We start from the raw sequence: 24,671 nt of genomic DNA on the forward strand, positions 1-24,671 counted from the left end.
CCTGGCTGGGTCCGGCGCCGGACATCAGAGATTCCCCGGCGCAGCAAGCGGCAAATGGCGCCGGGGCCGGAGCGAACCCAGCCACGGAAAACGCACCCGGGCGCGCAGCCGGGCAGTGCGTGGCGGCTGTGCTCCAGGACACAAAACGTGTTGAATCGGGGGCATGGCTAACTTGGAACCGGCGATCCCGGATGAGCAACCACTGACCCCTTTCCACGACCTCGACCACTACCTGTCCATCCCGCGGGTAAGCGGCCTGGCCCTGAGCCCGGACGGCTCGCGGCTGGTCACCACCGTCAGCACCCTGAACGGCAAAGGCACCGAGTTCGCCACTGCACTGTGGGAGCTGGACCCGGCCGGGCAGAAGCATGCGCGGCGAATTACGCGCAGTACCAAGGGCGAAGCCGGTGCCGCTTTCTCGGCCAACGGCGACGTCTACTTCACGTCCGCGCGTCCCGACCCGGACAGCCCCGACGAGGAGCCGGTGAACGCCCTGTGGGTGCTTCCGGCGGACGGCGGGGAAGCCAGGGTGGCCCTCAGCCGGCCCGGCGGCATCAGCAAAGTGCTGACGGCCAGGGGCGCGGACGCAGCGTTCGTCACCGCCGAGGTCCTGGCAGGGTCAACGGACGAGGAAGACGACGCCGACCGGCGCAAGACGCGCAAGGACCGGAAAGTCTCTGCCATCCTGCACAGCGAATATCCGGTCCGCTACTGGGACGCGGACCTGGGGCCGGGCCAGCCGCGGATCTTTGCGGTGGAAGCGGGGGAGGACAAGGCGCCCGGCAAACCGGCAACGGTTGACGCCGCCGCCCCGCTGGTCCTGCGTAACCTGACGCCGGACGCCGGGCCCCGGCTGCGGGAAGCGGAGACCGTGGTCAGCCCTGACGGCAAGACCATCTACAGCAGTTACACCAAACCACTGGCCAAGGCGGACAGCAGGTCCGTCCTGGTGGCGGTGGATGTGGCATCCGGCGGGCTCAAGGTGCTGTTGGACCAGGAGGGAATGAGCTACTTCCCGGGTCCGGTCAGCCCCGACGGCCGGACCCTGGTGGTGGTCAGCGAAAGCGACTCCACCCCGCAGCAGGCCCCCGACATCAAGATGCACCTCCTGGACGTCTCCGGCGGGGCCGCCGGGAACGCCGCGGGCCTGCAGCCCCTGGCCCACGACTGGGACCGTTGGCCCAAGCCTGCAGCGTGGCTCCCCGATGGCTCTGCCCTCCTGGTCACAGCGGACGACGACGGCGCGTCGCCGGTTTTCCGGGTCAGCATTCCGTCGGCTGCCGCTGAGGTTGGCGTCACCCGGGTGACGCAGGACGCCGCGGCATATTCCGACGTCGTCATTTCTCCAGAGGGGCGGAGCGCGTATGCCCTGCGCAGCTCCTACGGATTTCCGGCCGAAGCCGTCCGGATCGACCTGGCCACAGGGGAAACAACCCGCCTCCCGGCTCCTGCGGAACGTCCCAGCCTCCCGGGGCGGCTGGAACGCATCGCGGCCGCCGCGGCCGATGGGTCCCGGGTGCCTGCCTACCTGGCCCTGCCGGAGGGCGCCTCCGCAAGTGAGCCGGCGCCGCTGCTCCTGTGGATCCACGGCGGTCCGCTGGGATCCTGGAACGCCTGGACGTGGCGCTGGAACCCGTGGCTTCTGGCTGCCCGGGGATATGCGGTGCTGCTGCCGGATCCCGCGTTGTCCACGGGATACGGGCAGTCGTACATCCAGCGGGGCTGGGGCTCATGGGGGAAGGCGCCCTTCACCGACCTGATGGCCGTGACCGATGCGGCGGTGGAACGGCCCGACGTCGATGAGTCCCGGACCGCGGCGATGGGCGGCTCCTTTGGCGGGTACATGGCCAACTGGGTTGCAGGCAACACGGACCGGTTCAAGGCAGTTGTCACCCATGCCAGCCTGTGGGCCCTGGACCAGTTCGGGCCCACCACGGACGCCTCCCAGTACTGGCTGAAGGAAATGACCGAGGAGATGGCACTCGAGAACTCGCCGCACCTGCATGCGGAGAACATCGGCACGCCCATGCTGGTGATCCATGGGGACAAGGACTACAGGGTGCCCATCGGCGAGGGCCTGCGGCTTTGGTACGAGCTGCTGTCCAAGTCCCGGCTCGCGGCGGACCAGGACGGGCAGACCCCGCACCGGTTCCTGTACTTCCCGGACGAAAACCACTGGGTCCTCCAGCCGCAGCACGCCAAGGTCTGGTACCAGGTGGTGGAGTGGTTCCTGGCACGGAACGTCCTGGGCAAGGACATCGAACTGCCGGCAGAACTCGGCCTCTAAGCTGTTGGATACTCCGGCTCGGAGGCTGGGGCATTTGCCGCTTGCTGCTCGTTCCTCCCCGCTGGCCCCCTGCCTCGCAAGCTCGGCCGGGGACCCTCACCAGCGTGGGCCCAGCTTTGACGCAAGCTACGCAAATGTCCCAGCCTCCTTCGCCTCGTAGGATAGCTCTGTGACCGACTCCTTCCACATCCGCCCAGCACGCACCAGCGACGTCCCTGCCATCAAGAAGCTGGTGGCGCCCCTGGCAGAGGAGCGCATCCTGATGGCAAAGGAGACGGTGGCGTACTACGAGAGCCTCCAGGAGTTCCGCATTGCCGAGTCCAGCGACGGCGAAATGATCGGCTGTGGCGCCCTGCACGTGATGTGGGAGGACCTTGCGGAAATCCGCACCCTCGCGGCTTCGGGCGAATGGCGCGGCAAAGGGGTGGGGCACGTCCTGGTGGAAAGCCTGCTGGAGGAGGCCCGTGCCCTCGGTGTCTCCCGGGTCTTCTGCCTCACCTTCGAAGTGGACTTCTTCAAGCGCCACGGCTTCGAAGTGATGGCGGACCAGTCGGCGGTGGACCCGGAAGTGTACTCCGAGCTGCTGCGCTCCCATGACGAAGGCGTGGCGGAGTTCCTGGACCTGGCCCGGGTCAAGCCCAACACCCTGGGCAACACCCGGATGATCCGCACCCTCTGACGCTGTTCCGCACCCTTCAAAGCCACCGCGGGAGCACGGGGGACTGCCGTATCGGCTTTACTCGAATTGATGGATAAACTACTGCAGGCCGGTATGTGGGGGGCCTCAGGAAAGGGACAGTCATTGGGGGCTGTCCCTTTGCTGCGTCCCGGGCCGGCGGTTCCGGGAAGCGGGCGGCAAACCCGGGCAGGAAGAACCTACCGCCACCTGCGATGACGGTAGTAGGGTCGGAAAACACACCCTTCAGGAGCACAGCCAGGAGCAACGCCGTGAAGAAACTCATCAACGATCCAAAATCCGTTGTCCAGGAAGCTGTCCAGGGCTTCGGCATGGCTTACGCCGGACTGGTGACGGTCAGCGAAGACCCCATCTACATCACGCGCAAGGACGCGCCGGTGGCCGGCAAGGTGGGGCTGGTTTCCGGCGGCGGAAGCGGCCACGAGCCGCTGCATGCCGGCTACGTGGGGAAGGGAATGCTCGACGCCGCGGTGCCGGGGGCGGTGTTCACCTCACCCACGCCGGACCAGATCCTTCCCGCCACCCTGGCAGTCGACTCAGGTGCCGGCGTCGTGCACATCGTCAAGAATTACACCGGCGACGTCCTGAATTTTGAGACGGCGGCCGAACTGGCCGAGGCGGAGGGCGTGAGCGTCCGCACCGTCCTGGTCAATGACGACGTCGCCGTGGAGGACTCCCTGTACACGGCCGGCCGCCGCGGGGTGGGCGGCACAGTGCTGGTGGAGAAGATCGCAGGAGCCGCCGCCGAGCGCGGGGACGATCTGGACGCCGTCGCTGCCATCGGCGAACGGGTCAACGCCAATGTCAGGACCATGGGCGTGGCCCTGTCCGCCTGCACCGTACCCCACGCGGGCACGCCCAGTTTCGACCTCGCAGAGGACGAGATCGAGATCGGCATTGGCATCCACGGCGAGCCGGGCAGGCACCGCATCCCCATGGAAAACGCGGACAGCATCACCAACCGCCTGCTGGAACCGGTCCTGGCTGATTTGAAGATCAGTTCGGGGGACAGGGTGCTGCTGTTCGTCAACGGCATGGGCGGCACACCGCTGAGCGAGCTGTACATCGTGTACCGGCGGGCCGTGCAGGTGCTCGCCGAAGCAGGTGCCACGGTGGAACGGTCGCTGGTGGGCAACTACATCACGGCCCTGGAGATGCAGGGCTGCTCCATTTCGGTCCTCCGGCTGGACGACGAGCTCACGGAACTGTGGGATGCACCCGTGCACACCGCCGCCCTCCGCTGGGGCGTGTGACCGTGGTCCTGGACGCCAATTGGGCCGTGAAATGGCTGACCCTGTGCGCGCAGGCCATGGCTGAACACCGCGTTGAACTGATCGAACTGGACCGTGCCATCGGGGACTCGGACCACGGTGAGAACATGGACCGCGGCTTCCAGGCCGTCCTGGCCAAGCTGGGCGAATCCACGCCGGAGACGCCCGGGGCGGCGTTGAAGATGACGGCCATGACCCTGATGTCCAAGGTGGGCGGAGCCGCCGGTCCCCTCTACGGCACCGCGTTCCTTCGCGCCGCCACCGCCTTCGGCGACGCGCCCGAGATTGATCCGGCAGGGCTGGCCTCTGCCCTGGAGGCTGCCCGGGACGGGATCGTGGCGCGCGGGAAGGCGGAGAGCGGCGACAAGACCATGGTGGATGCGTGGACGCCGGCAGTTGATGCGGCCCGGGCTGCGGCTGACGGCGACGGCACGGACGTCCTTGGCGTCCTGGTGGCAGCCGCGGAAGCCGCCGAGGCCGGGGCAGTGGCCACCGATCCCCTCATCGCAAGGAAAGGCCGGGCCAGCTACCTTGGCGAACGCAGCGCCGGCCACCGGGACCCCGGCGCTGTGTCCAGTGCGCTGATCCTGCGTGCGGCCGTTGGGGCGGCTGCGTGACCGTAAGCATCGTGGTGGTGTCCCACAGCGAAAAGATCGCCGACGGCGCCGTGGAGCTTGCCGCCCAGATGGCTCCCGACGTGGTGATCCTGCCCGCCGGCGGCACCGACGACGGCAGGATCGGCACCAGCCTGGAGAAAGTGCTCGCAGCCCTTGAACAGGCCAGCGATAAACAGCGCAATGCACAAGAGGCCGGCGCGGAACAGCCCGGAGTGCAGCCCGGCGGGAACGGCACGGTAATCCTGACGGACCTTGGATCAGCGGTGATGACGGCCGAAGCGGCGCTGGAGTTCCTGGAGGATGCCGCCGGCGTCCTGCTCGCCGACGCGCCGCTGGTGGAAGGGCTGGTGGCCGCTGCGGTTGCCGCCCAGGGCGGAGCAGATGTGCAGGCGGTCCGGGCGGCGGCTGAAGCGGCAGGCGGTCCGGCCCGCCGGCCCGAACCCGCACGGGCCGGGGGAGCGGGGCAGGGACCTGTCAGCAGCGCCGCACCGGATTCCACCGGCGACTTTGAACTTGTGAACCAGGCCGGGATGCACGCCCGGCCGGCCGCGAAAGTGGCAGGGGGCCTGGCCTCGCTGGATGCCGAGGTCACCATCAACGGGGTGGATGGCGCGTCCATGACGGGGTTGATGACCCTCGGCGCCGGCAAGGGCACCGTGCTGCACGTGGAAGCGTGGGGGACGGATGCGGAACGGGCAGTGGAGTACGTCGGCGGCCTGGTGCAGGCCGGCTTCGGCGAGCCCTAAGCCCGATGGCGGGTTCCTGCGAATAAGCTCGATGGCATGGAACGGCCGCTTGCAGAGAACCCCCAGGAAATCGAAGTGCTGGACGGCCAAATCTCCGTGGAGGAACTGCTCGCCGAACTCGGCTTCGATTGGAGCGCCCAGCCCGTGGGTGGCGGTCCGGCGGCCGGAACCGCCGAAGGCGAAACCTTCACCCAGCCCGTGCTGTTCTAGTCCGGTGCCGCCCGGTCCAGTTACCGGGATGCAGGCTGCTGGTGCAGTCCGGCGTCGTCCAGGACGACGGACGCAGACAGGACCTTGCCGCATTGTTCACCGAAGGGGTAGGCCACCTGCGGCCTGAATTCCAGGGTGCGTACCGGCAGTGCGGTTCCCTCCGGCGCTGCACCGGACACGGTCACCGTCATGGGCGATTCGGTCAGGGTATCCAGCATCAGCACAGCGGTCTTGGTGCCATCGGGCGAGGCAGTGGCCGAACAGGCGCCCTCGCGGCTGCACCCCGCGTCCACGGAAGTGCTGCCCGGGCGGAGTTCGACGTCGGACTCCTTGCAGGTGCCGTCCTGGCAGGCGCGGACGTGCAGCGCCGCCACCTTCGGCGAGTAGCCGGCGCTGACGGTGATGGAAACGGCGGTGGCCTGCGCGATCGCGGGGCAGGCGCTGCCGGCAGGCCCGCAGGCGGAGATAAGGGCGGAGATGAGCGCGGTCGTCAATGCCAGGAGCAGTCCGGGCTTGTGCATGCTTTCAGGCTACGTCGGGCGGGCCCGCGCAGGGCCGGATCGGCGTCAATTGGAGGCAGCATTGTTATGCCTCCACGGCCTAACCCAGCGGGAAGATGCCGATGAACCAGAACAGCGCGATGGCAAAGATTGAGAAAAACGCGATCAGGCAGCCCATGGCGGTGCGCGGCTCCGAGGAAACCTGCAGGGATTCGTTGGGGTTCTGCGGGTTGTAGGCCACCTCGATGAGGGCTCCCGGCACAGGCTGCTCCACCCCGGAGATCTCCGACTTGCCCATGAAGAGGGTGCCCTGCGGATCGGTGAACTGGTAGGTGGGGTAGTGGCGGAGGTTCCGGTTGGCGCCGCCCATGCCGCTGGTCCAGCCGGTGGTGCTGCCGGTGACGGTCGCCTGTACCTTGGGCCAGGCCGCCATCTGCTGTTCCTGGCGCTTGGTCCTGCGGGCCGCACGGACCAGCGAAAATATCGCGGCGGCAACGAACAATGCCCACACGATGTACAGAATGGTTTTCATGGCTCCCCCGGTTCCGGTCACCAAGAAGTATGCCATCCCGGCCTGGCCCTTGAGGGTCCAGCAGGTCAGGCGGGGAGCCGGTAGCCGCCGTCGTGGATCTCGGCGAGGCCGTCCGCCAGCAGTCCCGCCAGCGCCCGCTCCAGCTGCTCGGGGGCGGAGTTGAGCCGGTGCAGCGCGGCGAGGGGCACGCCGATGCCCTCGGCGGTGAACCCAAGGTCGGCGGGCTCGCGCTGGAACATGTCGGCCGGCACGGGAGTTTCCGCCAGCCGCAGCACGGCCAGCACCGCACCGCGGACCTGGCGGTCAGTGCCGTGCCACGCCTGGCCTTTGGGAACGTACGACGGCGGGGGCTCACCCGCGGCGAGCCACGCACAGGAGTCTTTCACCGGGCAGGCAGCGCACTTGGGTGCCCGGGCCGTGCACACCAGCGCCCCCAGTTCCATGACCGCAGCGTTCCAGCGCACGGAGGTTTCGTCGTCGTCCGGCAACAGGGCGGCGGCCAACCGCATCTCCGCAGCGGTCAGTGCAGGCGCGGGGAGCGCGACGCCGGACACCAGGCGGGCGTGCACCCGCCGGATGTTGGTGTCCACCACAGTCTCGCGGCGGCCATATGCGAAGGCGGCCACCGCGGCGGCCGTGTAGCTGCCCACTCCGGGCAAGGCCAGCAGTTCCGTGTAGGTGCCGGGGACATGGCCGCCGTGGTCCTCGACGATTGCTGTGGCTGCGGCGTGCAGGCGAAGGGCACGCCGGGGGTAGCCCAGCCGGCCCCATGAACGGACCGCTTCACCTGCCGGTTCGCCGGCCAGGCCGGCCGGCGTGGGCCACCGCTTGAGCCACTCGTGCCAGACCGGGAGGACCCGGACCACGGGGGTCTGCTGCAGCATGATCTCGCTGACCAGCACACCCCACGGCGAGCAGCCAGGTTCGCGCCAGGGCAGGTCCCGGGCGATTCCGGCGAACCAGGAGTTGATCCGGTGATGGAGCAACTCCAGGTCTGCAGGGCCGGTGGGAGCGACCGCGGCGCGGGCGGCGGTGGAGGTTTCAGTGTCGATGCCAACACTGTAGTGGATAGGTTCGGGCGGGCTGAAAACCGGGGTGTGACCAGTGCGATGGGCCTGCGGCGGCGTGGTGGCAGTGCAGATCCGGCGGCGTTCCCTAGCCTAGGAGGATGGGCAGGCAAGGCGATTCACCAGCACGCGGCACGGCATCCGGTTCCAGCAGCGTCCGGAAGCCCAGCGCCGCCGTGTACCGCCGCCGCCGCCTGGTTGTTGGCGGCGCGCTCCTGCTGGTGATTGCGCTTGTGATCAGTGGTTTCGCCCTGGCCGGTGCCTTCAAGGGCGGCTCGCAGCAGGCGTCCTCCACGCAGCCGTCTTCCGCCGATCCGGCCACCTCCCAGGCTTCCCCGTCTGCTGCCGCCAGTCCCTCTGCGTCCGCGTCGGCAACCCCGTCCGCCACGCCGTCGGCCACTGCCTCCGCTGCCCCCTCCTGCAACCAGAACCTGGTGGCTGTTTCGGCGTCCACTGACAAGCCCGCCTATGGGCCGGGGGAAAACCCGATGCTTACCCTGAAGGTGACCAACGGCGGCACCGTCCCCTGTGAGGTCAACATCGGTACCTCGCAAATGGAATTCCTGGTGACCAGCGGTTCCGACCGGATCTTCTCGTCCAAGGACTGCCAGGCGTCCAGCGAGGACCTGGTGAAGGTGATCGCGCCCGGCGCCAGCGAAACCGCGAACTTTCCATGGAACCGGACCCGCAGTGCCGATGGCTGCAAGGCCGTGGCGGCGGCACCCGGCGGCGGTGGCGCTTACTACATCTTCACCGCCAAGCTTGGCTCGCGGGCCAGTCCAAAGGCCGTCTTCCAGCTGAACTGACGCATCCCGCCGGCATGGTGGGAGCGGGCCGTGGGGTTGGGGCTTGGGGTTACAGGAAGCGGTCCAGGAGGCTTGCTTCGGCCATCCGGCTGAGCCCCTCACGCACGGTGCGGGCGCGCTGGTCGCCGATGCCGTCAACGGTCATGAGGTCGTCAATGGTGGCCGCCATGAGGAACTGCAGGCCACCGAAATGGTCCACCAGCCGGTCCGCTACCGCCTTGGGAACCGCCTTCAGGCCGGACAGGAGCCGGTATCCGCGGGGCTGGACGACGGCATCGAGGTTTGCCTCGCCGCCCGCGAACCCCACGATCGCGGAGATCTTGCCGAGATCGATCAGCTCTGTCGGGCCCAGGCTGACCAGTTCGTTGACGGCCTTTTCGATGTCCTCCGCGGAGGCGTTGGGGCTGGCGTAGTCGCGGATGATCACGTCGCTGCCCGGTCCACGGCCCACGGTGAGCTCGTCGAGCTGGAGCGAGAGGAGCCGGCCGTCTTCGCCAAGTTCCAGGACGTACTGCGAGATTTCCTCCGAGATGCGGCGCACCATCTCCTGCCGCTGCAGGGTCACGGCCACATCGCGCACCGTCACCATTGCCTCGATTTCCAGGGCCGAGAGCGAACTGGTGACCTGGTCCAGGCGGGCAACATAGCGCTCCAGGGTGGCCAGGGCCTGGTTGGCGCGGGCAAGGACGTTTTCCGAGCCCTCCAGGACGTGCCGCAACCCGTTGACGTACAGGGCGATGATCTGCATGGACTGGCTCACGGATATGACCGGGACCCCGGTCTGCTTGGCCACCCGTTCCGCCGTGCGGTGGCGGGTGCCCGATTCCTGCGTTTCGATGCTTGAGTCCGGGACCAGCTGGACCGCGGCACGCAGGATGTTGCCGGCATCCTTGTCGCAGATGATGGCGCCGTCCATCTTGGCCAGTTCGCGCAGCCGGGTGGGCGAGAATTCGATGCCGATATCGAATCCGCCGGAGCAGATGGAATCGATGGTGCGGTCGGAGCCGAGGACGATCAGTGCGCCGGTGCGTCCGCGGAGGATCCGTTCCAGGCCGTCGCGGAGGGGCGTTCCGGGTGCAACCCTGCCCAGAGTGGCCCTCAGCGATTCTTCGGGGCTCCGCGCCATAGGTTTTTCCCTTCAAAGGTGCGGACCGCCACCCGCAGGAATGCCGGCGTCCGCAGTTTGCCGGCAGGATCAAAAAGTGCACTGATTCCCGCAAGCTCAATGATAGGGGTAAGAAACCCAACTTCCGCACGGGCAAGCCCCAAAGTGCCCCATTAGGGGGTGCCCGGAACGGCGGCAAAAACGCTGGTTGGGGGCATTGCGGGGCGGCCACTTTCGCCGCTTTGGACCCCCGCCATTTTCAACCCTGCCCCGGCTTTGACCCTGCCCGGCCTTAGCTCTGCCTTTCAGCGGGTTGCTCAGGCGGAGGCTCCCAGGGGTGTGACTGTTCTGGTGCTGCTGTCCCAGAGCCGCGCTCCCGTGCAGCGGCCCTCGAGGCGCAGGTCCAGCAGGTCCACCGCCGTTCCGAGTTGATGGCCGGGAATACGCCGGGAGATGGTGACGTGCGGTGTCCAGGCCCCCGGACACGTCAGCGGCAGCGCCCCTGACAGGCCCTGGTGCAGGATTCCGTGCAGGTCCAGCAGGGGAGCAGTCGGCAGCACGGCGCGGGCAAGGACATATTTTCCTGCGCCGGCGGGAAAGACGACCGCTCCGGAGAAGGTGACATCCACGGGCAGCACCTCCCAGGGACCTTCCCGGGCGGCAACCAGGTCCGTGCCTGCCGCAAGGGTGATGTGCGGGCTGTTGCTGGGGGAGGTATGCCCTGCCAGGCTGGGGAGGCCGGCGGCCGCGAGCCGCGCCCAGTCAGCCCTGACCAGGGATTCGGTGGGGCCGTCAAAGACCAACTCGATGCTGCGCATGAACCCATCATGCCGTTGCCGGGTATCCGTTGCCGGGCACCCCCATGCCTGCCAGGTTTTGCCGCCGCGGGGACGTCAGCGCTTCCGGTCCCTGAGCATCCGCTCCAAATCCCGGCTGACTTTCGACAGTGAAGCGGCACGGAGTGCTTTGTGTTCAGCCGCTGTTTGCACTCCCCGTTTCCGGGACGGGCCGGTAGGAAGGGCCGAACCCGGCGGCTGGGCCGCGGCGGTGCCAAGGACCGCACCCGCGTTGGCGCCCAGGTTGGTGGCCAGGGGGTCGAAAAAGGTTGCCGGTGAAAGTGGCGCCATGCATCATGCGCCCAAGCTAACTGCCCCGCATTTCGCCGCCTTGAACGTCCGGTTTCGCCCGCGTTAAGCGGAACCCGTCCGGTTTGCAGCCCTGCGATAAACTGTACTTTGGCCGTTTGCCAATCACCTTCCCCGCCCTCGAGTCGCAGCGCAGTACCCGAAAGACACCTGGGCAGCCACAACCGCAGCGAAAGTAGCACCGTGTCCCAAGATGTCCTGACCCCCGCCCGGATCTCCGGTATCCACAAAGAGGCTGGCCGCCGCAGGACCTTCGCTGTCATCTCCCACCCTGACGCGGGCAAGTCAACGCTCACCGAAGCGCTGGCGCTGCACGCAAAGGTGATCGGCACCGCGGGCGCTTCCAGTGGCAAGGCCAACCGCAAGGAAACAGTCTCGGACTGGATGCAGATGGAAAAGGACCGCGGCATCTCCATCAGCTCCGCGGCCCTGCAGTTCTCCTACCGGGACACCGTCATCAACCTTCTGGACACCCCCGGCCACGCCGACTTCTCCGAGGACACCTACCGCGTGCTCGCCGCCGTCGACTGCGCCGTGATGCTGGTGGACGCCGCCAAGGGCCTGGAAACCCAGACCATGAAACTCTTCGAGGTCTGCAAGCAGCGCAACCTGCCCATCATCACGGTCATCAACAAGTGGGACCGCCCGGGCCTGGACGCCCTGGCATTGATGGACGAGATCACCGAGCGCACCGGGCTGCAGCCCATGCCGCTGACCTGGGCCGTGGGCATCTCCGGTGACTTCCGCGGCGTCTGGGACCTCCGCAACGACCGCTTCGCCCGGTTCCAGCGCAACAACGCCGGAGCGCAGATCGCCATCACCGAGTACTTCACTCCCGAGGAAGCGGCGGAAAACCAGGGCAGCAACTGGTCTGATGCGGTGGACGAGGCCGGGCTGGTGATTGAGTCCAACCTGGAGTTCGACGTCGACGCCTTCCATGCCGGCAGGGCAACCCCCATCCTGTTCAGTTCCGCTGCGCTGAACTTCGGCGTCAAGGAACTGCTGGACGCGCTGGTGGACTTCGCCCCGCCGGCAGCGCCCCGCCCCGACGTGGACGGAAATCCCCGTCCTGTGGAATCCCCGTTCTCCGGGTTCGTCTTCAAGGTCCAGGCCGGCATGAACAAGGCGCACCGCGACCACGTGGCCTTCATCCGCGTCTGCTCGGGCGTCTTCGAGCGCGGCATGGTGGTCACCCAGACCCGCACCGGCAAGTCCTTCGCCACCAAGTACGCACAGCAGGTGTTCGGACGCGAACGCGAAGTCATTGACGAGGCCTACCCCGGTGACGTGGTGGGCCTGGTCAACGCGTCCTCGCTGCGCGTGGGCGACAGCCTGTTCCTTGAGAACCCGGTGGAATACCCGGCCATCCCGCTGTTTGCCCCCGAGCACTTCCAGGTGGCCCGGTCCAAGGACCCCAGCAAGTTCAAGCAGTTCCGCCGCGGCATTGAGCAGCTGGAACACGAGGGCGTCATCCAGGTGCTCCGCTCCGACGTCCGCGGTGACCAGGCTCCGGTGCTTGCCGCGGTCGGGCCCATGCAGTTCGAAGTGGTGGAGGACCGCATGGCGCACGACTTCAGCGCACCCATGCGCCTGGAACGCCTGCCCTACTCCCTGGCCAGGATTTCGACTGCGGATGCCATGCCCGCGCTGGCAAACGTCCCGGGCGCGGAGGTGCTGCTGCGGTCCGACGGCGAATACCTCGCCCTGTTCAACGACGTCTGGGCGCTCCGGCGGATCGAGAAGAACCACCCCGACCTGACGCTCGTGCCCATCGGCACCCATAACCCCGCAAAGTAGCCAACCATGACGGCAGTACAACCACGCGCGCTGGTCACCGGCGCCGGCACCATCAACCCGCTGGGTTCCAGCGTCAAGGAAACCTGGGAGGCCCTGCTTGAGGGCCGGTCCGGGATCGGGCCGCTGGAGCAGGACTGGGCAGGGCAGTTGCCCGTCAAAATCGCAGGGCAGGTCACCGCAGACCTTTCGGAGCACCTCAGTACCCGCGAGATGAAGCGGATGGACCGGTGCGGCCAGTTGGCGCTGATCGCGGCGCGCGAGGCATGGGCGCAGGCCGGCGCCCCCGAGGTGGATCCGGAGCGGTTCGCCGTGGTGATCGGCTCCGCTTACGGCGGGCTCGGTTCCACCATCGAGCAGGACCGGGTGCTGGCCGAATCGGGCCCCCGGAAGGTTTCGCCGCATACCCTCACCCGCCTCATGGTCAACGGTCCGGCCGCGTGGGTGTCCATCGACCTTGGCGCCCGTGGCGGCGCCCGGACGCCTGTCAGCGCCTGCGCCTCCGGGGCTGAGGCGATTGTCCAGGCAGCCGAGATGATCCGCTCCGGTGCTGCCGACGTCGTGATTGCCGGCGGCGTGGACGCCTCCGTCAACGACCTTGTGATCACCGGCTTCTCCCAGATCCGTGCCCTGTCCACGCGGTCGGATGACCCCAAGCTGGCCTCGCGCCCGTTCGACGGCGGCCGCGACGGGTTTGTGCTGGCAGAGGGCGCCGGCGTGGTGGTGCTGGAGAGCGAGGAGCACGCCCGTGCCCGCGGCGCCGCCGTCCTTGGTGCTGTGGCAGGCGGAGCCGTGACCTCCGACGCGAACGACATCGTGGCCGCGGACCCCGCCATGCAGCGGCGGGTCATGCAGAAGGCGCTGGACTCGGCGGGCATGCGGCCGGCTGATATCGGATTCGTCCACGCGCACGCCACCTCCACCCCTGTGGGGGACCGGCTGGAGGGCCAGGCGATCAACGCCGTCTTCGGCGCTGACGTGCCGGTCACTTCCACCAAAGGGCATACCGGCCACCTGCTGGGCGGCGCCGGTTCCCTGGCCGCCGTCGTGGTCCTCGAAGCCCTGCGGACCGGGAAGGTCCCCGGGACGCTGAACGTGGAAGCGCTGGACCCGGAAGTGGACCTTAACGTCCTCACCGAAGGCACCCACCAGCTTCCGCCGGGTTATGCCCCGGCCGGGCTGGTGAATGCCTTCGGTTTTGGCGGCCACAGCGTGGCGCTGGTGCTTACCGCGGGTTAGGCCCTGCTGGGGAGCGGCGCCGTGTTGGGCAGTTCCGGCGTCTCGGGCGACGCCTCAGCCCCGCTGCGGCGTTCCTTCAGGAAGTAGACCAGGCCGGCTGCCGCCGCCGAAGCCGCAGCCAGGGCGAATAGTCCCGGGATGACGCTGCCGGTCTGCTCCTTGATGATGCCGAAACCGAACGGTGCCACGAACCCGCCCAGGTTGCCCAGCGAGTTGATGATGGCGATGGCCGGAGCCAGCACCAGCGGGTGCAGTCCGGACTGCGGAATGGTCCAGAACAGCGGTGAGGCGCTCTTGAACCCCATGGCTGCTACGGCCAGGAACACCAGCGCCAGCACGGGCGAGGCCACGGCCGCCGCGTAGGTACCGATGGCTGCCACCAGGAGCGCGACCACCAGCAGGGGCTTCCTGGACCTGGCCTTGTCCTGCCACTTCGCCGCGAAGTACATCGCGAACACGGCGCAGATCCAGGGGATGGAGGAGAGGAAACCTGCGGAGAGGTCGGTGGTCCCGGGGATCCGCTTGATGATGCTTGGCAGCCAGAAGGTGTTGGCGTAGATGGACAGCTGGATGGCGAAGTAGATGCCGCACAGGAGCAGGATCTGCGGGTTCAGCAGCATCTTCCAGCGGTTGACCTTTCCACTCTCCGCCTTGGCGTGCCCGGCGTCCTCCGCATCGATGGCCTGGGACAGCGCGTCCTTTTCGGCGGGGGAGAGCCACCTGGCGTCGGCGATTTTCGCGTCCAGCAGGAAGAACACAGTGACGCCCACCAGGACGGACAGAATGCCTTCGAACCCGAAGAGCCACTGCCAGCCGCGCATTCCCAGGGCGCCGTTGAGGCTCAGCAGCATGCCGGCGATGGGGCCGGAAATCGCCGCGGCAACCGAGGAACCGGCGATGAAGACCGCCGTTGCCTTTCCGCGCTGGCCGGCAGGAACCCAGCGGGCGAAGTAGAAGATGACGGCCGGGAAGAAGCCGGCCTCTGCGGCGCCCAGGAGGAACCGCAGGACGTAGAACATGGTCTCGTTCTGCACGAACGCCATCAGGAAGGAGACGATGCCCCAGCTGACCATGATCCTGGTCAACCAGACCTTGGCGCCGTATTTTTCCATCATCACGTTGCTGGGGAGCTCAAAGATGGCATAGGCGATAAAGAACAGGCCGGCACCGAAACCATAAGCGGCGGCGCCGATTCCCACGTCAGCCTGGAGGTGGTCCTGGGCGTAGCCGATGTTTGAGCGGTTCAGCTGGTTGCAGACCAGCATGACCAGCATGACCGGGAGCACGCGCTTGAAGAATTTCCTGGTGGCAGATGCCAGGTCCAGGACGGCGTTGTCCACAGACTTCATTGAATGTTTCCTTTGGGAGGGGTGTTGGCAAGGCGGGGGCCTTGGAGAAACTTACCGGACTTGCGGTTGCCGGCTTTCGTTACCTGCTGTCGTGGCCTGGCCCATTACCTGACCAGGCACGGCCGCTTGGGGTCGAAGGACCAGCCGTCGATGTAGTACTGCATGCCGATGCTGTCGTCACGGGCATCCAGGCCGTGCTCAAGGTACAGCTGGTGCGCTTTGTCCAGCGCGTCCCGGTCCAGCTCGATCCCCAGGCCGGGAGTCGCCGGGACTTCGATGGCGCCGCCCTTGATCTGCAGCGGCTCCTTGGTGATGCCCTGTCCGTCCTGCCAGATCCAGTGCGTGTCCAGTGCCGTGATCCCACCGGGGGCGGCGGCTCCGGTGTGGGTGAACATGGCCAGCGAGATGTCGAAGTGGTTGTTGGAGTGCGAGCCCCAGGTGAGGCCGAACTCGTTGCACAGCTGGGCCACCCGGACCGAGCCGTGCATGGTCCAGAAGTGCGGATCGGCCAGTGGGATGTCCACGGCGTTGCTGCGGATGGCATGCGACATTTCGCGCCAGTCCGTCGCGATCATGTTGGTGGCGGTCTTCAGTCCGGTGGCCCGGCGGAACTCGGCCATCACTTCGCGGCCGGAGAACCGACCTTCGGCGCCGCAGGGGTCCTCTGCATACGCCACCACGCCCTGCATCCGCTTGCCCAACCGGATTGCCTCCTCCAGCAGCCAGCCGCCGTTCGGGTCGAGCGTGACCCTGGCCTCCGGGAACCGCTTGGCGAGTGCCGTGACCACGTCCACTTCGTCGTCGCCGGACAGCACGCCGCCCTTGAGCTTGAAGTCGGAGAAGCCATAACGTTCCTGGGCGGCTTCGGCCAGCGCAACGACGGCTTCCGGAGTCATGGCCTCCTGGCGCCGGAGTATTTCCCAGCGGTCCGACGGCGACTCCTCCACCAGGTACGGCAGGTCGGTTCGCGTGTGGTCGCCGATGAAGAACAGGTACCCGAGCATCGGCACGGACGTCCGCTGCTGCCCGTCGCCGAGCAGTTCCGCGACGGGAACGCCGAGGAACTGGCCGTGCAGGTCCAGCAGGGCGGACTCGACGGCGGTGACGGCGTGGACGGTGGTGCGCAGGTCGAACGTCTGCAGCCCGCGCCCGCCGGCGTCCCGGTCCGCGAATCCCGCGGCGATTTCCCGCAGCAGGGAGCGGTACCGGGCCACGGGCTTGCCCTTGATCAGGACGCCGGCTTCCTGGATGGTGCTGCGGATTTTTTCGCCGCCGGGAACCTCACCGAGGCCGGTGCGGCCGTCCGAGTCGGTAATGATCACCACATTGCGGGTGAAGAACGGGCCGTGGGCGCCGCTGAGGTTCATCAGCATGCTGTCGTAGCCGGCTACCGGTACAACTTCGATGGCGGCAATGGTGGGCTGGTTGCTCATGCGTTGCTCTCTGCTTTCTCTGCGGCGGAAACCACTTCGCCGTCGATGCGCCGGTTGAGGTGCCAGGGGTTGGCGTCCTGCAGGGCTGCCGGGAGCAGTTCCTGGGGGAGGTTCTGGTAGGCCACGGGACGCAGGAAGCGGTTGATCGCCAGGGTTCCAACGGAGGTGGTGCGCGAGTCCGAGGTGGCGGGGAAGGGGCCGCCGTGGACCATGGCGTGGCCGACTTCGACGCCGGTGGGCCAGCCGTTGACAATGATACGTCCCACTTTTTGCTCCAGGACGGGGATAAGCGGCGCCGCTGTTGGATAGTCCTGCTCGGTGAGCTGCAGGGACGCGGTGAGCTGGCCTTCCATCCGGCCGGCTGCCTGGAGGAGGTCCTGGATGGAGCTGTAGCGGATCACCAGGGACGCGGCGCCGAAGATTTCCTCATGCAGGACGTGGTTGCTGGTGAATTCGGTGACGCCCGTGCCGAAGATGGTGGGCGCCGGGGCGTTCTCGGTGGGGCCGGGAGTGCCCTGGCCGATGAGTTCGACGCCGGCTGCCGCGCCAAGGTTTTCCGTCCCGGCGTTCCAGGACTTGGCAATGCCTTCGGTGAGCATGGTCTGACCGGCGCAGGCGGACACGGCACGTCCGACGGCGGCAGCGAGTTTGTCCCCTGCCTCGCCTTCGGGGGCGAACAGGAGTCCGGGGGAGGTGCAGAGCTGGCCGGAACTTCCGGTGACGGCGGTGACGTACTGCTGTGCAAGGGCGTCGACGTCGCCCTCGAGGGCGCCCTCGAAGACAAAGACCGGGTTCAGTGACGACATCTCCGCGTACACGGGAATCGGCTCGGGGCGGGCGGCCGCGGTTTTCATCAGGGCGATGCCTGCAGCCTGGGAGCCGGTGAAGCCGACCGCCTTGATGGCGGGGTCCGCCACGAGGGCCTGGCCGATGCTGGAACCGGGACCGTAGATCAGGGAGAACACGCCGGGGTGCAGCCCTGCGTCCTTGACGGCCTGGGTCACCGCCTGGCCCACCAGTTCGCTGGTGCCGGGGTGGGCGTTGTGGGCCTTGAAGACCACCGGGCAGCCTGCGGCGAGGGCCGAGGCGGTGTCTCCGCCCGCCGTCGAGAACGCCAGCGGGAAGTTGCTGGCGCCGAACACGGCGACGGGACCCAGGGGGAGCTGCCGCTGCCGGATGTCAGCCCGGGGGAGCGGGTTCCGGTCCGGGAGGGCGGGGTCGATGCGGACGCCGCGGAAGTCGCCTTGCCGCACCACGTCCGCGAAGAGGCGAAGCTGGCCGGTGGTGCGGGCCCGCTCACCGGTGAGCCGCGCCGCCGGGAGCCCTGTTTCCTGGCCGGCGCGGATGATCAGTTCCTCGCCCAGGGCGTCGATGTTGTCCGCGATCGCTTCGAGGAAGGACGCGTGGGTTTCCGGGTCAAGGGTGCTGAAGGACGGGAAGGCCTCGGCGGCCGCTGCCGTGGCGGCTTTCAACTGTTCTTCCGTGATCAGCGAGTAGGCGGGCTCCAGGGCCTGGTTGGTGGCCGGGTTGAACCCGCTGGTGGTTTTGCCTTCGCCGGTAACGGGCCGGCCGGCGATGAGTGAATGTCCGTTGAGGGTCATGGTGGGGCTCCTGTGTCTGCAGCGACGGCTATGAAACGGTGGCGATCAGGGCTTTGAGGTCCGCGAAGTCCTGCTCGTTGAGGTTCTGCAGCGGCGGCCGCACCGGGCCGGCGGGACGGCCCACGGCATCAAGGCCGGCCTTGACGATGGAAACAGAGTAGCCCTTCACGCGGTCGCGGATGTCCAGGTAGGGGATGACGAAGTCGTTGAGCTTCCTGTTCACCGCGGCCCGGTCCTGGTTGCGGACGTCCTGGTAGAAGTCCAGTGCGAACTGGGGGACGAAGTTGTACATGGCGCTGGAGTACGTGCTCATGCCGAGCTGCAGGAGGGGAAGGGCGAAGGTCTCGGCGGTCGGGAGGCCGCCCAGGTAGAAGAGGCGGTCGCCGAGCTTGGCGTAAACGCGGGCATCGTGTTCCAGGTCGCCCACACCGTCCTTGAAGCCGATCAGGTTCTGGTGCCGCTCGGCGAGGGTTGCCACCGTGGTGTCCCGGTAGATGGCGTTGGCCCGGTTGTAGATGATGACGCCCAGGGAGGTGGCCCGGCAGACCGCGCTGACGTGTTCCACGAGCCCGTCCTGGTCTGCCTCCGTGAGGTACGGGGGCAGGAGGAGGATGCCTTCTGCGCCGGCAGCCTCGGCAGCCTTCGCATTTTCGATGGCCTGCGCCGTGGAGCCACCGGCGGAGGCAAGGACGGGGATGCGGCTGCCCACCTCCTCGACGGCTGTCCGTACCACGTGCTCCGACTCGGCAGGAGTCAGGGAGAACCCTTCGCCGGTGCCGCCGGCCGCGAACAGGCCCGCCACCGGAAAGCTCGCCTGCCACGCCAGGTGCTTGCGGTAGTTCTCCTCATCGACCTGGAGCTGGGCATCGAACGGGGTCACGGGAAAGGACAGCAGGCCTTCCTTGAGCGTGTCCGCCAGTTCCTGGGGTGTGTACTTTGCCACGGTGTGGGTCCTCCGGGTGTGTGCGCCGCGGGCGGCAGGCTGATGTTTCCTTTCCCACAGTAGGAGCGCCGTCGATGCCTGTCTAAGTTCCTTTTTGTATGCGTTGATACCTTTGCTGCATTACTGACCGGAGGGGCGCCGGTTACTCCATGGCGAACTCAAGGTCCCGAAGGAGGCGCGACAGCGCAGGATTGGTGATCCTCCGGTTCCACAGCGCATGCAGCTCCACCTGTTCGTGGTCGCCACCCTCCAGTGGGAGGAATTCAACGCCGCGGATACCTAGCATGGTGGCCGAGTGGGGCACGAAGGCCAGCCCGCGCTTGGCCGCCACCAGCGACACCATGGTGAGGATCTGGCTCACCGTGTGCACCACGTTGGTGTGGCGGATGGGGAGCATGCGCACCAACAGGTCATAGAAGTAGCGGGCCTGGGTGGCCGAGTGCATGATCAGGGGCTCATCGCTGAAATCGTCCGCGGCAATGCTCCGCTCCAGCTTCGTCAGCGGGTGCCCCTCGGGGACGGCCAGCATCATGGACTCGCGGTAGAGGAGATGCGAGTCAAAGGTCTCCCGGTCGAACGGCGGCCGTGCCAGCCCCAGGTCCAGTTCGCCCGTCAGCAGCCCGGCCAACTGGTCTCCGGTCACCAGTTCCTGCAGCTCGATGTCCACATCGGGGATGATGCCCGCGAGTTCCTCCAGCAGCGGACCCAGGATGCTGAAGCCGCTGGCCGCGGTGAAGCCTATCCGCAGGACGCCGGATTTGCCGGAAGCGATGCGGCGTGCGGTGACAGGTGCCCGCTCCGCGAGTGCCATGAGCCGGCGGGCCTCGTCCAGGAACGTCCGGCCGGCAGATGTCAGCTCCACTTTCCTGTTGTCCCGCTCCAGCAGTTCGGCGCCCACGGCCTTTTCGAGTTTCTGGATTTGCCGGCTCAGTGGCGGCTGCGTCATATTCAGGCGTTCTGCCGCCCTGCCGAAGTGGAGTTCCTCCGCTACGGCGATGAATCCGGCCAGTTGGTCGAAAGTGAACATGATGCCTTCCGGGTATCAAATGATGCAGATATGGGCTTAGACAGGCATCATAACTGCTCCCTACACTCAACACAGCGAGGCGGGGGTGACCCGCTTCACAGATGTACCGGGCGTCCCAGCCCGCACCTGCGCTTGCACCTAGGAGTCCCAATGATGCACTTCCCGTCCCGCCGCGCCGTTCTCGGAACGGCGTCGGCCTTCACCCTGCTGGCACTGACAGCCTGCGGCGGCAACGTTGCCGGCGGAGCCGCAGCCGGCAACCCGTCCAAGTACCCGGCCGGGCCCGTAACAATGACCGTGGGACAGGCCGCCGGCGGCAGCACGGACCTGATCGCCAGGGCGCTTGCAGACGGCGCCGCCAAGACCCTCGGAGCCCCGATGCCCGTGGTGAACAAGCCGGGCGCCAACGGCGCCCTCGCCACCAAGGAAGTTGCCGGCAAGACGGCCGACGGCCAGGAGCTGGTACTCCTCACAGCCTCCCTGGTCACCATCACCCCCTTGCCGTGAGCAAGGACGAGGCAGTGAACCTCGACGACCTGGACATCATCACTGGACTTTCGCAGGACGACTACGTGCTGGTGGCCAGCCAGGGCTCCGGGTTCAGGAGCTTCAAGGACGTCACCGCCGCCGGCCGGAACGTCACGTTCGGGACCACCGGCGTGGGCACGGGCAGCCAGCTGGCCCAGACCGTCCTGTTCAAGCAGGCCAACGTGCAGGGCACCGATGTGCCGTTCGACAGTGGTAAGCCGGCACTGACCGCCGTCCTGGGCAACCAGGTGGAGCTGGCCACTGTCCAGCTGGGCGAAGCCATGGCACAGATCCAGGCCGGAAAAGTCACCCCTCTGCTGGTCTTCTCCGAAGGGCGCAACAGCTTCCTGCCTGACGTTCCATCCGCCAAGGAAGCCGGCTACGACGTTCCCGTGGCACAGTACCGTGCGGTCGCGGCTCCCAAGGGCACTCCCCAGGAGGTCAAGGACAAGCTCGCCGCGGCATTCAAGGACACGTTCAAGACCGACGCCTACCAGGAGTTCAACAAGAAGAACCTCCTGACGCCCAAGGAGATCTCCGGCGAGGAAGTGGTAACGCAGTGGAAGGACTATGCCGCGAAGTACAAGTCCCTGGTGGAGAAGTACGGCATCAGCCTCAACGGGAACAAGTAACGGCCATGGGGACTACTCCAGCAGTGGCTGCCGGGCGGGGCGGCAGCTCCGCCCTTCCGCCCGGCAGTGACGGCCCGGAAGACCTGCCCGAGGCCCTGACCCCCGAAGAGCTGGCTGCGCAGTGGGAGGAGGAAAAGCCTCCCGCTGCAGGCCCGCTCGCCAACGCGGCCTCATCCCTGGTGGTGCTCGCCGTCGGAACCGCCGCCCTGGCGCTGTCAGTTTCCATGGGCCTTGGCACTCCGGAGAAGCCCGAACCGGGGCTGTGGCCCTTCCTGACCAGCTGCGTGATGGTGGCCCTGGCCACCTTCCAGCTGGTGTGGGGCCGGCACAACCGGGACGCGGAGAAGTTCACCCGGATGTCCTTCGCGCCCCTCACTGGCCTGGCCACGCTGGCCGCCATGGTGGCGCTGATGCCGTTGATCGGGTTCGAGATTCCCGCCCTCATCCTGTGCATCATCTGGATGAAGTTCCTGGGCAGCGAGACCTGGCGTTCCACCCTCGTGATCAGTGCCATCGTCGTCGCGTCCTTCTACGGGATCTTCGTGCTGGCGCTGGGCACTTCCATCCCCCACCTCTTCTAGGAGACCGCCGTGGATTTCCTCAATCCTGTGATCAACGGTTTTTCCGTCGTCCTGGAACCAATGAACCTTCTCTACTGCCTGATTGGCGTGGTGATCGGCATGCTGATCGGCGTGCTGCCCGGGCTGGGCCCGGCCGCCACCATCGCCATCCTGCTTCCGCTGACCTACAGCGTGGAGCCGGTCACCGCCATCATCATGCTCGCCGGCATCTTCTACGGCGCCCAGTACGGTGGCACCATCACGTCCGTCCTGCTCCGGCTTCCCGGTGAGGCATCCTCCGTGGTCACCGTCTTCGACGGGTACCAGATGGCCAGGCAGGGCAAGGCCGGCACGGCCCTGGGCCTGGCGGCCATTGGGTCCTTCATCGGCGGAACCGCCTCGATTATCGGCCTGACCTTCCTGGCTCCCGTGGTGGCGGGCTTCGCGCTCGACTTCGGACCCGCGGAGTACTCCGCGCTGGCGCTGCTGGGCATCCTGCTGGTGGCAACCATCAGCGGAGGCGCCAAGGCCAAGGCACTCATCGCGGCCGCCGTCGGACTCCTGCTCGCTACCGTCGGCCGCGATATCTTTACCGGCGAAAGCCGCTTCACCTTCGGCAGCCTGCAGCTCGCGGACGGGATCGACTTCGTGCCCATCGCCATGGGCCTCTTCGGACTGGGCGAGATCCTCTACAACCTCGAGGAGCGGCACCGGGCTGCCAAGGCGCCGTCGAAGGTCTCGAATGTCTGGCCCTCCAGGTCCGACCTCAAGCAGGCATCGGGAGCCATTACCCGCGGCTCGGTCCTGGGCTTCTTCCTGGGCATTCTGCCCGGCGGCGGCGCCACCATCGCTTCCATGGCCTCGTATGCCATGGAGAAGAAACGGGCCAAGCAGCCGGAGCGGTTCGGCAAGGGCGCACCGGAAGGCGTGGCCGGCCCGGAAACCGCGAACAACGCGGCGGCAACGTCGTCGTTCATCCCGCTGCTGACCCTTGGCATTCCCGCCAACGCCACCATGGCGCTGATGTTCGGCGCGCTGCTGATCCAGGGTGTGACGCCTGGCCCGCAGCTGGTGGAACAGAACCCGGAGCTCTTCTGGGGCGTGGTCAACTCCATGTACATCGGCAACATCCTGCTGCTGATCATGAGCCTGCCCCTGGTGGGGATCTTCGTCCGCATCCTCCGCGTCCGGGCAGCCATCCTGGCGCCGGTCACCGCCCTGATCACCCTGCTGGGGGCCTACACCATCAACAACAGCATGTTCGACGTGACCCTGGTGGTGTTCTTCGGCGTGGTGGGCTACCTGATGAAGAAGTTCGGCTTCGAGCCCGGTCCGCTGGTTCTGGCCTTCGTCCTCGGCGAGCTGCTGGAAAGCTCACTGCGCCGCTCCCTGCTGGTCTTCGGCGGCGACGCCACCGGCTTCTTCACCCGCCCCATCTCGGCAACACTGCTGGTGGTCTTCGTGCTGGTGGCCGTGCTGCCGGGCCTCCGCAGCATGCTGGCCAAGCGCAAGGGCACGACGGCGGCAGTCGCCTCCGCCACGGACAGCACCAACAACATCAAGGAGAAGGTATGAGCATCATCGTTGGGTTCGTCCCCACGCCTGCCGGCGAGGCAGCCCTCGCCGCCGGGATCGCCGAAGCGCGGCTCCGGCAAAAGGACCTGTACATCGTGAACTCCGCCGGCCAGGGGGCGCTGGTGGACAAGTCCGTGGCCCCGGAGGACGTCCTGGCCCAGGCCGCGAAAAAGGCGGCCGACGCCGGAGTCAATGCCACCGTCATTCAGCCGCCGTACGAGCACGACCTGGCGGACGAGTTCCTGGACGTGGCCAGGGAAGTTGATGCTTCGCTGATCGTGATCGGCCTCCGCCACCGCACCCAGGTGGGCAAGTTCATCCTCGGCAGCCACGCCCAGCAGATCCTGATGCAGGCGGACCGGCCGGTGCTGGCCGTGAAGGCAGGGGTGCGTTCTTAATGGGTCGGGGCTTCACGCCAGCGCGGCGTCGCTGACCAGGGCACTAAGGATGGGCAGCTGGCCCTTCACGAGCTTGAGCCGCGCCTCCTGCTCGGGGAACCAGCGGGCGTCGTCGATTTCGGGGTAATGCTGGATCCTGCCGGACCCCTTGGGCCATTCCAGCGGAAACGTGTTGCTGCTGATCACGGCCGGGGCGAAGTCGGCCTGGGCCGCGAAGACCGTGATGAGCTTTCCGGACGGTTGCCGGAAATCGCCCAGAAGCCGGTACTCGGCGTCCGGGGCCGCGGTGCCCATTTCCTCGGCGAACTCGCGCAGCGCGGCAGCGCGTGGGTCTTCGCCCTCGCTGTATTCGCCTTTCGGAATCGACCAGGCATGCGCGTCCTTGCGGGCCCAGAACGGGCCGCCCATGTGGGCGATCCACACCTGCAGGCCCTCCCGGGCGCCGGCGGGCATGGCCGGGTCCTGCCGGTACAGCAGGATGCCGGCGCTTCGAATGGGCATTGATCCTCCAAGAAAGCCGCTGGGAACAGGAAAGGAAGTTGCCGTCCGCCGTTAACGTGGAGTTCACGGCCCTGCTTTAGGTTATTCCTTCAGGCACTCTGCCAGGCA

General features: G+C 67.2%; 24 protein-coding genes and 1 pseudogene. 13 read left to right on the forward strand and 12 right to left on the reverse strand.

Going from position 1 to position 24,671, the window contains the following annotated elements:
* Positions 1-163 precede the first annotated feature (163 nt).
* The 6 genes from OUO20_RS19100 (at position 164) to OUO20_RS19125 (ending at position 5,828) form a co-directional block, all read left to right on the forward strand.
* Positions 164-2,287: a S9 family peptidase gene (locus tag OUO20_RS19100; protein WP_268002433.1), complete on the forward strand. Its 2,124-nt coding sequence runs from the start codon at positions 164-166 to the stop codon at positions 2,285-2,287.
* Positions 2,288-2,456: 169 nt separating this feature from the next.
* Entirely contained in the window at positions 2,457-2,966 is a 510-nt protein-coding gene (locus OUO20_RS19105) for an amino-acid N-acetyltransferase (RefSeq protein ID WP_018770958.1), read from the forward strand.
* Positions 2,967-3,235: 269 nt separating this feature from the next.
* Positions 3,236-4,237, forward strand: coding sequence for a dihydroxyacetone kinase subunit DhaK (dhaK, locus tag OUO20_RS19110; protein WP_223993402.1), 1,002 nt, complete (start codon positions 3,236-3,238; stop codon positions 4,235-4,237).
* 2 nt (positions 4,238-4,239) lie between these two features.
* A complete protein-coding gene (gene dhaL / locus OUO20_RS19115; RefSeq protein WP_026266016.1) occupies positions 4,240-4,872 on the forward strand; it encodes a dihydroxyacetone kinase subunit DhaL in 633 nt (210 codons plus the stop codon).
* Positions 4,869-5,618: an HPr family phosphocarrier protein gene (locus OUO20_RS19120; RefSeq protein ID WP_268002434.1), complete on the forward strand. Its 750-nt coding sequence runs from the start codon at positions 4,869-4,871 to the stop codon at positions 5,616-5,618. Before dhaL ends, OUO20_RS19120 begins: the two co-directional genes overlap by 4 nt.
* A 36-nt stretch (positions 5,619-5,654) precedes the next feature.
* Complete coding sequence (locus tag OUO20_RS19125) at positions 5,655-5,828, forward strand: hypothetical protein (protein ID WP_018770954.1); 174 nt, start codon at positions 5,655-5,657, stop codon at positions 5,826-5,828.
* A gap of 20 nt (positions 5,829-5,848) precedes the next feature.
* Here OUO20_RS19125 and OUO20_RS19130 read toward each other — a convergent pair whose 3' ends face one another.
* From OUO20_RS19130 to OUO20_RS19140, 3 genes are all read right to left on the reverse strand, one after another.
* Entirely contained in the window at positions 5,849-6,349 is a 501-nt protein-coding gene (locus OUO20_RS19130; RefSeq protein ID WP_056388378.1) for a hypothetical protein, read from the reverse strand.
* A 79-nt stretch (positions 6,350-6,428) separates the two neighbouring features.
* Entirely contained in the window at positions 6,429-6,860 is a 432-nt protein-coding gene (locus OUO20_RS19135; protein WP_268002435.1) for a DUF3592 domain-containing protein, read from the reverse strand.
* A 65-nt stretch (positions 6,861-6,925) separates the two neighbouring features.
* Positions 6,926-7,852, reverse strand: coding sequence for an A/G-specific adenine glycosylase (locus OUO20_RS19140; RefSeq protein ID WP_043425267.1), 927 nt, complete (start codon positions 7,850-7,852; stop codon positions 6,926-6,928).
* A 176-nt stretch (positions 7,853-8,028) separates the two neighbouring features.
* Here OUO20_RS19140 and OUO20_RS19145 point away from each other — a divergent pair, with 176 nt between their 5' ends.
* Positions 8,029-8,733 carry a hypothetical protein gene (locus OUO20_RS19145; protein WP_018770950.1) on the forward strand — a complete coding sequence of 235 codons (705 nt, stop codon included), beginning with the start codon at positions 8,029-8,031 and terminating at the stop codon, positions 8,731-8,733.
* A 49-nt stretch (positions 8,734-8,782) separates the two neighbouring features.
* Here the strand turns inward: OUO20_RS19145 and disA are convergent, their stop codons facing one another.
* The 3 genes from disA to OUO20_RS19160 all read right to left on the reverse strand — a co-directional run bounded on the left by disA (position 8,783) and on the right by OUO20_RS19160 (position 10,965).
* On the reverse strand, positions 8,783-9,859 hold the full coding sequence (disA, locus tag OUO20_RS19150) for a DNA integrity scanning diadenylate cyclase DisA (protein ID WP_018770949.1): 1,077 nt from the start codon (positions 9,857-9,859) through the stop codon (positions 8,783-8,785).
* Between the two features lie 296 nt (positions 9,860-10,155).
* On the reverse strand, positions 10,156-10,656 hold the full coding sequence (locus OUO20_RS19155; RefSeq protein ID WP_018770948.1) for a 2'-5' RNA ligase family protein: 501 nt from the start codon (positions 10,654-10,656) through the stop codon (positions 10,156-10,158).
* A gap of 75 nt (positions 10,657-10,731) precedes the next feature.
* On the reverse strand, positions 10,732-10,965 hold the full coding sequence (locus OUO20_RS19160) for a hypothetical protein (protein ID WP_268002437.1): 234 nt from the start codon (positions 10,963-10,965) through the stop codon (positions 10,732-10,734).
* A gap of 201 nt (positions 10,966-11,166) precedes the next feature.
* On the opposite strand from OUO20_RS19160, the gene OUO20_RS19165 reads away from it, so the two are divergent.
* Positions 11,167-12,780 carry a peptide chain release factor 3 gene (locus OUO20_RS19165; RefSeq protein ID WP_134165294.1) on the forward strand — a complete coding sequence of 538 codons (1,614 nt, stop codon included), beginning with the start codon at positions 11,167-11,169 and terminating at the stop codon, positions 12,778-12,780.
* A gap of 6 nt (positions 12,781-12,786) precedes the next feature.
* Complete coding sequence (locus tag OUO20_RS19170; RefSeq protein WP_018770945.1) at positions 12,787-14,016, forward strand: beta-ketoacyl-[acyl-carrier-protein] synthase family protein; 1,230 nt, start codon at positions 12,787-12,789, stop codon at positions 14,014-14,016.
* Here OUO20_RS19170 and OUO20_RS19175 read toward each other — a convergent pair.
* The 5 genes from OUO20_RS19175 to OUO20_RS19195 form a co-directional block, all read right to left on the reverse strand.
* Positions 14,013-15,365 (reverse strand): MFS transporter, encoded by a 1,353-nt coding sequence (locus OUO20_RS19175; protein WP_018770944.1) that lies wholly within the window; start codon positions 15,363-15,365, stop codon positions 14,013-14,015. The genes OUO20_RS19170 and OUO20_RS19175 overlap by 4 nt on opposite strands.
* A 104-nt stretch (positions 15,366-15,469) precedes the next feature.
* Positions 15,470-16,798 (reverse strand): enolase C-terminal domain-like protein, encoded by a 1,329-nt coding sequence (locus OUO20_RS19180; RefSeq protein ID WP_268002438.1) that lies wholly within the window; start codon positions 16,796-16,798, stop codon positions 15,470-15,472.
* Positions 16,795-18,399 (reverse strand): aldehyde dehydrogenase (NADP(+)), encoded by a 1,605-nt coding sequence (locus OUO20_RS19185; RefSeq protein WP_268002439.1) that lies wholly within the window; start codon positions 18,397-18,399, stop codon positions 16,795-16,797. Before OUO20_RS19185 ends, OUO20_RS19180 begins: the two co-directional genes overlap by 4 nt.
* A 28-nt stretch (positions 18,400-18,427) precedes the next feature.
* Positions 18,428-19,342 carry a 5-dehydro-4-deoxyglucarate dehydratase gene (gene kdgD / locus OUO20_RS19190; RefSeq protein ID WP_134165290.1) on the reverse strand — a complete coding sequence of 305 codons (915 nt, stop codon included), beginning with the start codon at positions 19,340-19,342 and terminating at the stop codon, positions 18,428-18,430.
* Between the two features lie 142 nt (positions 19,343-19,484).
* Positions 19,485-20,369 (reverse strand): LysR family transcriptional regulator, encoded by an 885-nt coding sequence (locus OUO20_RS19195; RefSeq protein WP_134165289.1) that lies wholly within the window; start codon positions 20,367-20,369, stop codon positions 19,485-19,487.
* A gap of 150 nt (positions 20,370-20,519) precedes the next feature.
* Between OUO20_RS19195 and OUO20_RS19200 the strand changes: the two are divergent.
* From OUO20_RS19200 to OUO20_RS19215, 4 genes and pseudogenes are all read left to right on the forward strand, one after another.
* A pseudogene (locus tag OUO20_RS19200) lies at positions 20,520-21,529 on the forward strand (tripartite tricarboxylate transporter substrate binding protein).
* 5 nt (positions 21,530-21,534) lie between these two features.
* Positions 21,535-22,110, forward strand: a complete 576-nt coding sequence (locus tag OUO20_RS19205; RefSeq protein ID WP_134165288.1) for a tripartite tricarboxylate transporter TctB family protein — start codon at positions 21,535-21,537, stop codon at positions 22,108-22,110.
* A gap of 9 nt (positions 22,111-22,119) precedes the next feature.
* Entirely contained in the window at positions 22,120-23,664 is a 1,545-nt protein-coding gene (locus tag OUO20_RS19210; RefSeq protein WP_018770937.1) for a tripartite tricarboxylate transporter permease, read from the forward strand.
* Positions 23,661-24,062: a universal stress protein gene (locus OUO20_RS19215; protein WP_134165287.1), complete on the forward strand. Its 402-nt coding sequence runs from the start codon at positions 23,661-23,663 to the stop codon at positions 24,060-24,062. Before OUO20_RS19210 ends, OUO20_RS19215 begins: the two co-directional genes overlap by 4 nt.
* Positions 24,063-24,074: 12 nt before the next feature.
* Here the strand turns inward: OUO20_RS19215 and OUO20_RS19220 are convergent, their stop codons facing one another.
* Positions 24,075-24,563, reverse strand: a complete 489-nt coding sequence (locus tag OUO20_RS19220; protein ID WP_018770935.1) for an NUDIX domain-containing protein — start codon at positions 24,561-24,563, stop codon at positions 24,075-24,077.
* Between the last annotated feature and the right edge of the window lie 108 nt (positions 24,564-24,671).

The sequence above is a fragment of the Arthrobacter sp. FX8 genome, assembly GCF_026723805.1.
Taxonomy (GTDB): Bacteria; Actinomycetota; Actinomycetes; order Actinomycetales; family Micrococcaceae; genus Arthrobacter.

What these genes read in the sequence shown, in the direction of transcription:
- OUO20_RS19100 (WP_268002433.1), top strand. Translation starts at nt 164, where the DNA reads ATGGCTAACTTGGAACCGGCGATCCCGGATGAGCAACCACTGACCCCT.
- OUO20_RS19125 (WP_018770954.1), top strand. Translation starts at nt 5,655, where the DNA reads ATGGAACGGCCGCTTGCAGAGAACCCCCAGGAAATCGAAGTGCTGGAC.
- OUO20_RS19130 (WP_056388378.1), bottom strand. Translation starts at nt 6,349, where the DNA reads ATGCACAAGCCCGGACTGCTCCTGGCATTGACGACCGCGCTCATCTCC.
- OUO20_RS19135 (WP_268002435.1), bottom strand. Translation starts at nt 6,860, where the DNA reads ATGAAAACCATTCTGTACATCGTGTGGGCATTGTTCGTTGCCGCCGCG.
- OUO20_RS19145 (WP_018770950.1), top strand. Translation starts at nt 8,029, where the DNA reads ATGGGCAGGCAAGGCGATTCACCAGCACGCGGCACGGCATCCGGTTCC.
- disA (WP_018770949.1), bottom strand. Translation starts at nt 9,859, where the DNA reads ATGGCGCGGAGCCCCGAAGAATCGCTGAGGGCCACTCTGGGCAGGGTT.
- OUO20_RS19155 (WP_018770948.1), bottom strand. Translation starts at nt 10,656, where the DNA reads ATGCGCAGCATCGAGTTGGTCTTTGACGGCCCCACCGAATCCCTGGTC.
- OUO20_RS19160 (WP_268002437.1), bottom strand. Translation starts at nt 10,965, where the DNA reads ATGGCGCCACTTTCACCGGCAACCTTTTTCGACCCCCTGGCCACCAAC.
- OUO20_RS19170 (WP_018770945.1), top strand. Translation starts at nt 12,787, where the DNA reads ATGACGGCAGTACAACCACGCGCGCTGGTCACCGGCGCCGGCACCATC.
- OUO20_RS19175 (WP_018770944.1), bottom strand. Translation starts at nt 15,365, where the DNA reads ATGAAGTCTGTGGACAACGCCGTCCTGGACCTGGCATCTGCCACCAGG.
- OUO20_RS19180 (WP_268002438.1), bottom strand. Translation starts at nt 16,798, where the DNA reads ATGAGCAACCAGCCCACCATTGCCGCCATCGAAGTTGTACCGGTAGCC.
- OUO20_RS19185 (WP_268002439.1), bottom strand. Translation starts at nt 18,399, where the DNA reads ATGACCCTCAACGGACATTCACTCATCGCCGGCCGGCCCGTTACCGGC.
- OUO20_RS19195 (WP_134165289.1), bottom strand. Translation starts at nt 20,369, where the DNA reads ATGTTCACTTTCGACCAACTGGCCGGATTCATCGCCGTAGCGGAGGAA.
- OUO20_RS19205 (WP_134165288.1), top strand. Translation starts at nt 21,535, where the DNA reads ATGGGGACTACTCCAGCAGTGGCTGCCGGGCGGGGCGGCAGCTCCGCC.
- OUO20_RS19215 (WP_134165287.1), top strand. Translation starts at nt 23,661, where the DNA reads ATGAGCATCATCGTTGGGTTCGTCCCCACGCCTGCCGGCGAGGCAGCC.
- OUO20_RS19220 (WP_018770935.1), bottom strand. Translation starts at nt 24,563, where the DNA reads ATGCCCATTCGAAGCGCCGGCATCCTGCTGTACCGGCAGGACCCGGCC.